An 11,678-nucleotide genomic window follows, 5' to 3' on the forward strand; every position below is an offset into this window, starting at 1 on the left:
GCTTGTGCATAGGCGCCGATTTGCCGTTTGAACCGCACCTACCAGCGTAGAACGACCGCGCCCCAGGCCAAGCCGCCGCCGATCGCCTCGGCAACCAACACATCGCCCTGTTTGATCTGTCCGCGGGCGACGCCAACGGACATGGCAAGGGGAATCGAGGCCGCCGATGTATTGCCGTGATCTTGCACCGTGACCACGACCCGATCCATGCCAACGCCCATCTTCTGCGCCGTCCGGCTGATGATCCGCAGATTGGCCTGATGCGGGACGATCCAATCGACGTCATCGGCCCCCAATCCGGCCTTATCCAAAGCGGCATGGGCGGTTTGTGCAAGCTTTTCAACGGCGTGCCGGAAGACTTCTCGCCCCTGCATCCGCAAAACACCGGTGGATTGTGTCGAGGACACACCGCCATCGACATAGAGCAGATCGCGATATTGACCGTCGGAATGCAGATCGACCGAGAGGATGCCGCGATCTTCTGATGTCCCGGTGCCGTCTTGCGCTTCCAGGATCAGCGCGCCTGCGCCATCGCCGAACAGCACACATGTGGCGCGGTCTTCCCAATCCATGATCCGGCTGAACGTCTCCGCACCGATGACCAGCACGCGTTTGGCCTGCCCCGAGGCAATGAATGCCTGTGCGGTGGACAGCGCATAGACAAACCCGGCGCAGACCGCCTGCACGTCGAAGGCGAAGCCGGTTTTCAGGCCGAGGCCCGCCTGCACCATTGTGGCGGCAGAGGGGAAGGTGAGATCCGGCGTCGAGGTCGCTACGATCAGCGCATCGATATCGCCTGCCGTAAGCCCGGCATTGTCCAGCGCGGCATTGGCGGCTGCGATCGCCATATCCGAGGTTGTTTCCCCCTCGGCCGCAAAATGGCGACGCTCGATGCCGGAGCGGGCGCGAATCCACTCGTCGGTGGTGTCGATTTTGCCTTCGAACTCGGCATTGGGCACAACCCGCTCGGGCAGGTAATGGCCAATACCAATGGGGACGGCGCGCAGGGTCATGCTTTGGTCTCTTCTTCTGCGTCAAGAATAGCGGCCGCGGCCGCCGCCTCGGCGTCGGAAATGCGGGCGGCCAGGCGCTCGGTGAAATCTGCAGCGGCCAGCCGCGCGGCCAGTTTTATCGCGGCGGACATGCCTGTTGGGTCTGACGACCCATGGGATTTCACGATCGTGCCGTTCAGGCCCAGGAACACGCCGCCATTGACCCGCCGCGGATCAATCCGCTTGGACAGGCGGCGGAGCGAGGTATAGGCCAGAAGCGCCGCGATGCGGGACAAGGGCGAATAGCGAAACGCCTCTCCCAACAACTCGCGGATCATCCGTGCGGTGCCTTCACCGGTTTTCAACGCGACATTGCCCGAGAAGCCATCCGTCACGATCACATCGACCCGATCCGAGGGCAGATCGCCGCCCTCGACATTGCCAACAAACTCGAAATCCGCCGCTGGTGCGACACGTTCGATCAGGTCATGGGCCATTTTCAACTCGGCCCGGCCTTTGTGATCCTCGGTGCCGACATTCAACAGGCCGACGCGCGGGCGGGTCAGATCAAGGCCGTTGCGGGCATAGCTGACACCCATCAGAGCATATTGCAGCAAATCTTCGGCATCGGCGCGGATATCGGCGCCCGCATCCAGCATCACATTGAACCCTTGCGGATTGCGCGAGGGCCAGAGGCAGGCAATGGCCGGGCGATTCACCCCGTCGATTTTGCGCAAGCGCAGCATCGACATCATCATCAGAGCGCCGGTATTGCCACAACTGACCGCCACCTTGGCCTCTTTGTTGCGCACGCTTTCCACCGCCGACCACATCGAGGTGTTCTTGCCATGGCGCATGACCAAGCTGGGCTTTTCATCCATCGAGACGACGGCCTCGGCATGGCGGATGTCGCAGCGCTCCGCCAAGCCCTTTTTCCGCTCGATCAGACGGCGCAGCTCAGCGGCATTGCCGTGAACGATGAACCTGAGATCGGAGTTCTTGCTGGCCGATTTGGCCATGCCCGACACGACAGCAGAGGGGCCAAGATCGCCCCCCATTGCATCAATCGACAGAACCGTACCCGGAACCTGGGTTCCGGTCAGTGCCGTCGCCTCTGTCATGCCGCGCCCGGGCCCTTAAGCCGCGTCGTCGTCGAGGTCGATCTCGTCGGCCTGCGCGATGACTTCGCGATCCGCATAATATCCGCAAGAGGGGCAGACGTGATGCGGGCGCTTCAGCTCACCACAATTGGGGCATTCATTTGGGTTATCGGCCACCAGCGCATCATGCGAGCGGCGCATGTTGCGGCGCGATTTGGTGATCTTGTTCTGGGGGACAGCCATGTCTCAACCTCGAATTTCGGCGGGGTCGGCTGGGCCGGTTTCCCCTTGGTTTCTTCGTTTCTATTCCTATTTCACGCCTCAGCCAAGCGGCCAGCGGCAGACCCGTCCGTCCGGGCGCATCCTTCGTCAAAAGGCGCGTCTTTGCTTGGCGGCGAATGAGGCCGGGAACATAGCCTGATTCCTGTGCCATGCAAGCCCTAATCCAGCCTTGCGGATAAAGGGCCTAATCGCCCTGGTTCTCTTCGTCATCTGGCGTGTCTTGCAACGTCTCTCGCAGCCCTGCCAGACCGGCAAATGGGCGGGCATCCTCATCGCGCATCGGGGTCACGCCTGGCGCGGCAAACACCGCTTCGCCCAGATCGGCGCCGTCGGCGCGGGGGTAAAGCGGCAGGTTCAGGGCCAGCGCCTCGATCATCACCTGGGCCAGATCAATCACCGGGGTGAGTGGTTCGAGCGTGTCGTCTTCCGGCATCTCGACCTCTTCCTCCTCACCTTGTGGTTCGGGCAAGTCGCGAAGGAATCGCCGGGTGACATCGGCCTCGATCCGGGTCGTCACCGGGGCCAATGTGACGACGCAGGGCTGTATCACGGTGGCCCCCAGATCGGCGTCGAGCCGCAGTTCATCTTCGGAAACCAGGTCAAGCGTGCCTTTGAAGCGGAGTTTGCGCAGCCCATCAATGTTCAGATCCGTCGCAATCGCGGTCATCGCCTCGGCATCGGGAACCACCTCGAACGGTTCGGCACGGTCGCGGCGCAAATCGGCGATGCGGCTGGGCAGCTGCGGAAGAGAGGACATGATATCTGTCTCCAAGGGCAATGGATCGGCGCGGGCAGCTTGCCCTGTGCGCACGGGTCGGGTAAGCCGATAAAAAGGTTTGGCGGGCCTGGCAAGGGTTTGCATCAGAAGGGTTGGGCAATGGCGATCGGGCATATCTCCCCCATTTGGCAGCGGGCGCGGCTTGGCATGGCAGTGCTGGCGATCTGCGGTTTGGCGGCCTGTTCGGCCACCTATAACATTCACGGATATATCCCACCCGAAGAGGAGCTAGAGGTGATCCTGCCCGGGGTCGACACTCGCGAAAGCCTGCAATCTTCCGTTGGACAGCCCGCAGCCACGGGAGTGATCCGCGAGGATGCCTGGTTCTATACCGACTACCGGATTCGCAACTTCGCCTATCGCCCGCCAGAGATTGTCGAGCGCAACATCGTTGCCATCTCGTTTGACGACGATGGGGTTGTGCAGAATGTCGAGCGATTTGGCCTAGAGGATGGGCAGGTGGTGCAATTGTCCCGCCGGGTCACCGAGAGCAGCATACAAGAGGTCACTGTGCTGAGCCAGATCCTGCAAAGCTTTGGCCGACTCGATGTGGCCAATATCCTGGGCGCCGACAACTAGCATTTGCTTAACACCTTGTCGTTTTGCTGACATACTCCCACGTTATCGGAGTGCAACCGGTTGTGGGCTTCCTGAGCCGCGATCGGATATGATGCCCAGCAAAGGCAGGAGCTCGGGCCATGTTGAGTTTGCGGAAAGGGCGCTATCGCGTCCGATTTGCCGAGACGGAGGCCGATCTAGAGGCGGCCCAATCTCTGCGCTATCTCGCGTTTCGGGCCGGCTCTGCGGACACGCCGCAGGTGGGCCGTGATAAAGACGCTTATGATACCGCCTGCGCCCATGTGTTGGTCGAAGAGGTGAAAACCGAGCAGCTCGTCTGCTGTTTCCGGTTGATGCACCTGTCCGACGGGGCCGAGATTACGCAATCTTACTCGGCGCAGTATTATGAGTTGTCGGCGCTGACCAGCTTTGATGGTCCGATGGTCGAGATGGGGCGGTTCTGCATTCATCCCGCTTATAACGATCCCGATATTCTGCGTGTCGCTTGGGGGGCGATGACGGCGTATGTCGACCGGGAAGGCGTGGAGATGCTGTTTGGCTGTTCTTCCTTCCATGGGGTTGAGGCGAAAGAGTATTACGATGCCTTCGCCCTGCTTCGAGATCGACATATCGCGCCGAAACGCTGGTTGCCCAGGGTCAAAGCGCCCTCGGTCTTTCGGTTTGCCAGCCGGTTACGCCGCAAGCCCGACCTGAAATTGGCCCAAGCCAAGATGCCACCGCTCTTGCGCACCTATCTGTTGATGGGGGGTTGGGTCAGCGATCATGCGGTGGTCGACCGGGATTTGAACACGTTGCACGTCTTTACCGGGCTTGAGATCAAAGCGATCCCGCCCGCGCGGGCGCGCTTGCTGCGAGGCGTTGCGGGCTAGCTTTCCTATTAGGCTCCATCCCAGTGGTTGAACAGATGGTGAAGTCGTTGGCATGGGCGCGACCGTGGTCCACCGATCAGTAACCGCGGTTCCATCGGGCGATTGCGTGGGCGGGGGCGAGCGTTGCGCTGCTGAGCCAAGTTCCCGCAAGCTTCCGCGGGCGCGCGCCGCTGCCCCGCTGGAATCGCGCCAGACCCGGGGCCTGCGCGGGGGTATAGGGGCCAAGGTCAATCCGATCATGACCTGATGCAGCAAGTGTTTGCATTGCGTGCCAGAGAAGCAGGTTGTGGGCCGATTGGGCCCGACCTTCCGGACCTGACCAGCCGATATGGTAGGTGGCAGTTGCGCCATGGCTGAGAAACAGCATCGCGGCCCGGACATCCCCCTCTGCGCGCGCCGTGAAAAGCTTGACTGCCGTTGGATCGGCCGCCGCTATCGCCAGAGTGACAGCATGGGGCAGGGCCCGATGGCGAAGACGGCGGCGTCGCGCCCGGTCTTCGGCCAAGAGCCAATGCGCCGGGTCTGGTCGGAAGCCATCTTGGGTCACGATCAGCGGGGTTTTCTCTGCATGACGCAGGCGGTTGCGCCATTTTCCATGCATGCGTGCCAGCCAGTCTTCTGGGCCGCCAGACAGCGAGATCTCAGCAATCTGTCTGGGAGATCTGAGGTGCAGAAATCCGGCCGCGCTGGCGGCTTGTGCGTCCGCATCCGTTTCCGCTCGCAAAATCAAATGATTGAGCCGCAACGCGCCGCGCAGCCCAAAGAATGCATCAGTGTGCGGTTGCCCGGCCCAAACGGGACCACGGGAAATCACCCCAACCGATCCCAGCCCGAGCCATCGTCGTCGAACAACCACGGCGCGCCCGCCGGGGAAGACATGCGAAATTGCTTTGATGCCGGTGGTGTTTAAGGCATCGGCGAAGAGGCGCGATTGTTGTAGCGGCAGGGGAGCGGTGTGTTGTGCGGGCGAGACATCGAACATGAGGCTAACTTTAAGTCGCCCAAACTTAACGAGCCGTTAACCTGCGCTCTCGATGCGATCTGCGCGCGTTGACGGTGCGGAGATGACCAGAAATTCAGCCGCCTCGGGGCCAGGGTTGCGGACCTGGTGAACGGCCTTGGCCGGGACTGGCAGAGCCTCGCCCGAGGTCAGGTGATGATCCACGCTGTCGAGTTCGATCTCAAGCGCGCCGGAGAGGCAGAAAAACACCTGCCGCGCCGTGGTGTGATGATGGCGCGTTTCGGCCCGCCCCGGCGGCATCCGCTCGTGTATCACCGACAAATCCGGCGCATCCAGAAGCCGCCACCCCTCGCAATCGCCTTGCCAAAAGTAATGCGGCGCGGTCGCGCGGGAGGTTTTGGTCACGCCAATACCACCAAAGCGTGCCGTTTCTTGCCCGCGCTCAGCTTGATCGGCTCCGACAGATCATCGGCGCGGATCATCAGCCCGGCATCCGAGAGCGGCGCGTCGTTGAGCCGGGCGCCATTCTCCGCGATTAGCCGTTTGGCCTCCTTGCCGGCCCGGCGAGGCCGGACCGGGTGATCAGCTGCACGATGGAGATGCCATCGCCAAGCTCCTCCGCGTTAAGCGTGAGCGTTGGAAGGTCTTCGCCCATGCCGCCCCGCTCGAACACCTCTCGGGAGGTCGCTTCGGCCGTCTTGGCAGCTTCAGCTCCATGGGCCAAGGTTGTGACTTCATTGGCCAAAATCACCTTTGCCTCGTTGATCTCGGAGCCTTCAAGCGCGCCAAGGCGGTCACATTCATCGACAGGCAGTTCGGTGAAGAGCTTCAGGAACTTGCCCACATCCGTATCGGCCACGTTCCGCCACCATTGCCAGAACTCATAAGACGACATCATGTCTTCGTTGAGCCAGACGGCGCCCTCGGCGGATTTGCCCATTTTCTTACCATCGGACCGAGTCACCAGCGGTGTGGTCAGACCGAACGCATCAGTGCCTTCGACCCGACGGATCAAATCCGCGCCAGAGACGATATTGCCCCATTGATCCGACCCGCCCATTTGCAGGATGCAGCCATAGCGGCGGTGCAGCTCCAGGTAGTCGTAGGATTGCAGCAGCATATAGTTGAACTCGATGAAGCTCAGTGCCTGCTCCCGGTCGAGCCGCGATTTGATGCTCTCAAAGGCCAACAGTCGATTGATCGTGAAATGCTTGCCGATATCGCGCAGGAAATCGATGTAATGCAGCTTATCCAGCCATTCAGCATTGTTGACGAGCGGCGAGTCGGTCGGCCCGTCGCCATAAGAGATGTAGCGCGAAAAGACCTTGCGGATCCCCTCGGCATTCTTGTTGATCTGCTCGACCGAGAGGATTTTGCGCATCTCATCCTTGCCGGACGGATCGCCCACCTTCGTCGTTCCACCGCCCATAAGCGTGATCGGGCGATGGCCGGTCTTCTGCAGCCAGCGGAGCAGCATGATCTGCACCAGATTGCCGATATGCAGCGACGTGGCGGTCAGATCGAAGCCGATATAGCCCGTCACCACGCCATTGATCAGACGCTCATCCAGCTCTTGCAGATCGGTGCAATCGGCGATGAAGCCGCGCGTGCTCAACTCGCGGAGGAAATCGGATTTGGGGTGGTAGGTCATGCGGGTTCCGGTCCATTCTTTTGGCAACGGGTCTATAGCGGGGCAGGTCGTGAAGGGAAAGAGCGAAGCAAGGCCGATGCGGGTGGCCGGTGCTATGTCGGGCACGTCTTTAGATGGGGTCGATCTGGCGGTGATCGAGACCGATGGGCGGGTGATCGTCGGCTTTGGTGAGACAGCGTATCGGCCTTATTCGGAGGCGGAGCGGGCGGTGCTCAAAGCCGCTCTGGGCCGCTGGCCCGGCGCGCCGGGTGTGGCCGAGGCCGCCGAGGTGGTCGAAGCGGCGCATTTGGAATTGATCACCGGGCTCGACCAGGTGGAGCTTTTCGGGTTCCACGGGCAAACCCTGGCCCACGCGCCGGGCTTGCAAGGCACGCATCAAGCGGGCGATGGCGGGCGGCTGGCGGACGCCCTAGGGGCTCCAGTGGTCTGGAACTTCCGCAGCTCGGATGTGGAATTGGGCGGGCAGGGTGCGCCGCTGGCGCCGTTCTACCACTGGGCCTGCGCTCGCTGGATCGGGGCGGAGACGCCGGTGGCGTTTCTGAACCTCGGCGGCGTCGGCAACCTAACTTGGGTGGACCCAAAGGCGGCGAGCCCCGATGCGCCCGGGGCGTTGTTGGCGTTTGATACCGGGCCCGCCAATGCGCCCTTGGATGATCTGATGGCGGTCCGTGGTTTGGGGGTGTTTGATCGAGATGGGGTGCTTGGCCTGTCCGGACAGGCGGATCGCGATGGGGTCATGGAGTTTTTGAAGGATGGATACTTCTTAAAGGTGCCGCCCAAGTCGTTGGATAGAAGTGATTTTGGCTATCTGGTCGAGGTGGTCTCCGGCCTGCCGGATGCGGATGCGATGGCCACGCTGGTCGCCTGCGTCGCTGGCTCCGTCGCGCGCGGGATGGAGCATTTTCCAAAACCTGTGGCGCAGGTTCTGGTCACCGGCGGCGGGCGGAAGAATCCGGCGATGATGCAGGCTTTGGCCGCGGTGATTGAGGCCGATGTGCTGCCGGTGGAAGCTGTGGGTCTTGATGGCGACTATCTGGAAGCGCAGGCCTTTGCCTATCTGGCGGCGCGGGTGTTGCGCGGCATGACGACCTCGGCCCCGGGCACGACCGGCGTGGCGGCCGCGATCGGCGGCGGACGGATCAGCCGGCCTGACGGTTAGGGTGCCCCGGAAGGAGGAGCGAAGACGGAGGTCAGGCGCGCGGGATATCGAACTCTGGCGCGGCCAGGGTGAAGCCGTCGAACTGAAAACCTGGCGAGACGGTGCAAGAGACCAATGTGAACGCGCCGGTGCTTTGTGCCGCCTGCCAGTGGTTTTCCGGCACGATGAGTTGCGGTGCGCCTTCGGTGAGGTCGGGGGTGAGGAGATGGTCGACTGCCGGGCCGGTCTCCGCTGCGCTCAGCGATAGGATCAGCGGGCTCCCAGCGTGATAGAGCCAGATCTCGGTCGCATCGACCTTATGCCAATGGCTGCGCTCGCCTGATTTCAACAGGAAATAGATACAGGTGCCGGTGGGCCGGCCTTGATTCTCCGCCACCCAAGTCTGCCGGTAATGCCCGCCTTCGGGATGCGGCGCCAGGTTCAACTTGGCGATGATCTCATCGGCGGTCATTCGGCGGGCTCCGTCGTGCGAGTGTCTTGCTCAAAGCCGGGTGTACCCTGATCTTCCGGGTGACGGGAGAGGTGGCTCGCCTTGATCTGTTCCGAGGTCTGGCGAGAGCTGTCATGGCTCCAGCCCGGCGGTGCCACGGCATACATCACGCGCTGCGAGAAGGTGAGACCCGGACGGGCGATGTCTTTGAGCATCCCGACCCACTCATGAAACGCCACCCGCAGCGGATTGAAGGTGCCGATGTTATGGACCAATCCGTAATCGGGTTTCTCTTCCTCCAACTCGGGCACAAAGGTGCCGAACAGCTTGTCCCAGATGATGAAGACACCCGCATAATTGGCATCAAGATAGCGCGGATTGCGGCCATGATGGACCCGGTGATGCGACGGCGTGTTCATCACCGCCTCGAACCAGCGCGGCATCTTTCCGATCGCTTCGGTATGGATCCAGAACTGATAGATCAGGTTCAGGCCCCCGACGAAGAGCACCATCGCCGGGTGGAACCCAAGCAAGATCAAGGGTGCGCGCACCACCATCATGAAGGTGAAGGTGCCGGTCCAGGTTTGGCGGAGCGCGGTGGTGAGATTGTAGTGTTGCGATGAATGATGGTTCACATGGCTGGCCCAGACCCACCGAATGCGGTGGCCAAACCGATGCACCCAGTAATACCGCAGATCGTCGAGGACAAAGCAGAGTGCCACGACCCAGATGCTGGTGCCCAGATCAAGCGGGGTGATCGCCCAAAGGGTCATGAAGAACCCCCAGGCGATGAACCCAAGGATGATCCCGGAGGCGACGCTGCCCGCGCCCATGATCAACGAGGTGAGCGCATCGCGGGTTTCGTAACGCCCACCGCGATGTTTGATCGTGATCCAGAGCAACTCCGCCAGGATCGCGGCCAGAAAGAGCGGCACGGCCCATTGGACGACATCGGGGTAGCTTATGAGATCGGTCATGCATGCTCCGTCAGTTTTTGGCGCCAAAGGGCGCGCGCGTCGGCGGGGAGGCGAACGGTGAGGCCCGGCGCGGCAAAATCATGCAGGTCGATGGTCAAACCGTCGTCCCGCTCCGTCACCGTCACGTCCTCCACCCGGTGGGCCGTGCTATCGGCCCCCATCACCCAGAGGAGGCCCGGACCATGATCGGTCTCGACGAGGGCCGACAGCGTATCGGCGCTAAGATGGGCGGCGTTGACCTGGTCTTCGGGAAAGTGCCGGGCCCATTCGCGGCGGATGATGGTCTCGCTGTCCAAATGCAGCCGCTTTGAATAGCCCAAGAGATGCAACAGGATCACCACCATTGTGATCCCGCCGATGACCAATGTCAGCAGCAGTGGCAAGGGCATCGCCCGATCCTCCTCCCAGAGGCGGATCAGTCTGCCACGCCTGTTGGCTCTGTCAAAGATTGCGTGGCGTCAAGTTCGCCCTGAGGAAGGACCAAGATCGCCTCCAAACCGCATTGAGGCCGGTTTCTCAGCGTCAGCGCCCCTTCGGTCTGTTCCGCGAAGCCCAGTACCATCGACAGCCCGAGGCCTGACCCCTTGCCGAGAGGTTTTGTGGTGAAGAAGGGGGCCTTGGCCTCTTCGATAATGGCTTCGGGGATGCCGGGGCCGGTGTCATGGACGGTAATGGCGCAGAACGATCCCGAGAGCTGGATGCCATCGGATCGGTGCGGCGTATTGCAATCCGGCAAACCCCGCGGCCGTGCCGTCACCATGATTTGGCCACCCTCCGGCATGGCGTCACGCGCATTGATGACAAGGTTGAGCAAGGCAGTAGAGAGCTGATTGGGGTCCGCCTGGCAGCGCAGTCCGGGCGGGCCTGGGTCGATGGCCAGCGTGATGGTCGCCGGGAGCGTCCGGCGGAACATCGCGCCCAGACTTGGCAGAAACACCGCCAGTTCAACAGATTCGGGTCGAAGCGTTGCGCGCCGCGAGAAGCTCAACAATTGCGCGGTGAGATTGGCGGCACGGTGGGCCGCAATCTGCACCTCTCGGACAACGGTGTCGCGATCCTCGCGGGTGTCCAATTCCTGGTAGAGATCGAGATTGCCGAGAATGACCGTCAGAATATTGTTGAAATCATGGGCCACGCCACCGGTCAGGCGGCCTACGGCTTCCATCTTCTGTGCTTCAGCTTTGATCGTCTCGGCGTTGCTCAAGCGTCCGCGGATCCGCAAACTGCTGAGATAGGCGACGCCGAAGTAGGCCGACAAGGCGCCAACCCCGACAATCACCAGAACCTTTTGGCCGAAATTGTCGCTATACCCGGTAAAGACCCAGATGATCAGGATCGCGCCGAGCCCCATCAACAAAATGTCCGAGATCGCCACATGCGTCAGGCCTTGATGGCGCACCAGATTATGCACGCAAAGCCCCAGAAACCCGCAAACCCCGATGAAGGTCAGCCCGACCTGCTCGGTCGTGATCAGGTAGTAGGGCATGCTGGCAAAAAGACAGGAGGTCAGGATATTGAGTCCAAGCGCGGCGGCATATCCAACTGGCCCGACCGGCGCGCGATACCGCCGCATAATCGCGACATAGGCGCTGTCGATACAGATGTAGGACGCCGCCCAGATGAGCGGCAAGTTCATCCCTATCGCATACCAAAGAGCCAGCGCGCCCGCCGCGACGGTTGCCCATCGCATGCCGATGTCCAAAGCAACCTTCGCGTCGGCCGCGACCAGTGCAGAGACCTCGGGCCAATAATCCCGGGGGCGGGGCCGCGTGTCATCCGCGGTGCCATCATGGCTGGTTTCGGGCGTCATCACTCACAGCATAGCGGGTTGTGGGTCGAGGTCATCGGCGAAGTTGGCCGAAACCCCCGAGACTGCCGCACCGTCGCGGACGCGACAGAT

At 61.8% G+C, this 11,678-nt stretch carries 13 protein-coding genes and 1 pseudogene; 3 read left to right on the forward strand and 11 right to left on the reverse strand.

The window, feature by feature from the left end:
- Nucleotides 1-38: 38 nt before the first annotated feature.
- The 4 genes from QTA57_RS12290 to QTA57_RS12305 form a co-directional block, all read right to left on the reverse strand.
- Nucleotides 39-1,013 (reverse strand): beta-ketoacyl-ACP synthase III, encoded by a 975-nt coding sequence (locus QTA57_RS12290; RefSeq protein WP_290151729.1) that lies wholly within the window; start codon nt 1,011-1,013, stop codon nt 39-41.
- Nucleotides 1,010-2,113 carry a phosphate acyltransferase PlsX gene (plsX, locus tag QTA57_RS12295; protein ID WP_171559242.1) on the reverse strand — a complete coding sequence of 368 codons (1,104 nt, stop codon included), beginning with the start codon at nt 2,111-2,113 and terminating at the stop codon, nt 1,010-1,012. Before plsX ends, QTA57_RS12290 begins: the two co-directional genes overlap by 4 nt.
- A gap of 15 nt (nt 2,114-2,128) precedes the next feature.
- On the reverse strand, nt 2,129-2,335 hold the full coding sequence (gene rpmF / locus QTA57_RS12300) for a 50S ribosomal protein L32 (RefSeq protein ID WP_145208357.1): 207 nt from the start codon (nt 2,333-2,335) through the stop codon (nt 2,129-2,131).
- Between the two features lie 223 nt (nt 2,336-2,558).
- A complete protein-coding gene (locus tag QTA57_RS12305) occupies nt 2,559-3,131 on the reverse strand; it encodes a YceD family protein (RefSeq protein ID WP_290151731.1) in 573 nt (190 codons plus the stop codon).
- Nucleotides 3,132-3,251: 120 nt separating this feature from the next.
- On the opposite strand from QTA57_RS12305, the gene QTA57_RS12310 reads away from it, so the two are divergent.
- Both QTA57_RS12310 and QTA57_RS12315 read left to right on the forward strand, forming a co-directional pair.
- Nucleotides 3,252-3,731, forward strand: coding sequence for an outer membrane protein assembly factor BamE (locus QTA57_RS12310; RefSeq protein ID WP_290151733.1), 480 nt, complete (start codon nt 3,252-3,254; stop codon nt 3,729-3,731).
- A gap of 119 nt (nt 3,732-3,850) precedes the next feature.
- Complete coding sequence (locus QTA57_RS12315; RefSeq protein ID WP_290151735.1) at nt 3,851-4,600, forward strand: GNAT family N-acetyltransferase; 750 nt, start codon at nt 3,851-3,853, stop codon at nt 4,598-4,600.
- 76 nt (nt 4,601-4,676) lie between these two features.
- Here QTA57_RS12315 and QTA57_RS12320 read toward each other — a convergent pair whose 3' ends face one another.
- The 3 genes and pseudogenes from QTA57_RS12320 to tyrS form a co-directional block, all read right to left on the reverse strand.
- The gene (locus QTA57_RS12320; RefSeq protein ID WP_290151737.1) at nt 4,677-5,582 is read right to left on the reverse strand and encodes a GNAT family N-acetyltransferase; all 906 of its coding nucleotides are present in this window, start codon (nt 5,580-5,582) and stop codon (nt 4,677-4,679) included.
- A 36-nt stretch (nt 5,583-5,618) separates the two neighbouring features.
- The gene (locus tag QTA57_RS12325) at nt 5,619-5,966 is read right to left on the reverse strand and encodes a cupin domain-containing protein (RefSeq protein WP_290151740.1); all 348 of its coding nucleotides are present in this window, start codon (nt 5,964-5,966) and stop codon (nt 5,619-5,621) included.
- A pseudogene (gene tyrS, locus QTA57_RS12330) lies at nt 5,963-7,212 on the reverse strand (tyrosine--tRNA ligase). Before tyrS ends, QTA57_RS12325 begins: the two are co-directional and overlap by 4 nt.
- Before the next feature lie 76 nt (nt 7,213-7,288).
- On the opposite strand from tyrS, the gene QTA57_RS12335 reads away from it, so the two are divergent.
- Nucleotides 7,289-8,371, forward strand: a complete 1,083-nt coding sequence (locus QTA57_RS12335) for an anhydro-N-acetylmuramic acid kinase (RefSeq protein WP_290154904.1) — start codon at nt 7,289-7,291, stop codon at nt 8,369-8,371.
- A 31-nt stretch (nt 8,372-8,402) separates the two neighbouring features.
- Here the strand turns inward: QTA57_RS12335 and QTA57_RS12340 are convergent, their stop codons facing one another.
- Genes QTA57_RS12340 through QTA57_RS12355 form a run of 4 tightly spaced genes read right to left on the reverse strand, consistent with a single transcriptional unit; the run spans nt 8,403 to nt 11,588 of the window.
- Nucleotides 8,403-8,822 carry a cupin domain-containing protein gene (locus QTA57_RS12340; RefSeq protein ID WP_290151742.1) on the reverse strand — a complete coding sequence of 140 codons (420 nt, stop codon included), beginning with the start codon at nt 8,820-8,822 and terminating at the stop codon, nt 8,403-8,405.
- Nucleotides 8,819-9,778 (reverse strand): sterol desaturase family protein, encoded by a 960-nt coding sequence (locus QTA57_RS12345; RefSeq protein WP_290151745.1) that lies wholly within the window; start codon nt 9,776-9,778, stop codon nt 8,819-8,821. The genes QTA57_RS12340 and QTA57_RS12345 overlap by 4 nt, the downstream gene beginning before the upstream one ends.
- Complete coding sequence (locus tag QTA57_RS12350) at nt 9,775-10,167, reverse strand: hypothetical protein (RefSeq protein ID WP_290151746.1); 393 nt, start codon at nt 10,165-10,167, stop codon at nt 9,775-9,777. The genes QTA57_RS12345 and QTA57_RS12350 overlap by 4 nt, the downstream gene beginning before the upstream one ends.
- Nucleotides 10,168-10,193: 26 nt before the next feature.
- Nucleotides 10,194-11,588: a sensor histidine kinase gene (locus tag QTA57_RS12355; RefSeq protein WP_171559267.1), complete on the reverse strand. Its 1,395-nt coding sequence runs from the start codon at nt 11,586-11,588 to the stop codon at nt 10,194-10,196.
- Between the last annotated feature and the right edge of the window lie 90 nt (nt 11,589-11,678).

This window comes from Fontisubflavum oceani (assembly GCF_030407165.1).
GTDB classification, from domain to species: Bacteria; Pseudomonadota; Alphaproteobacteria; order Rhodobacterales; family Rhodobacteraceae; genus Rhodophyticola; species Rhodophyticola oceani.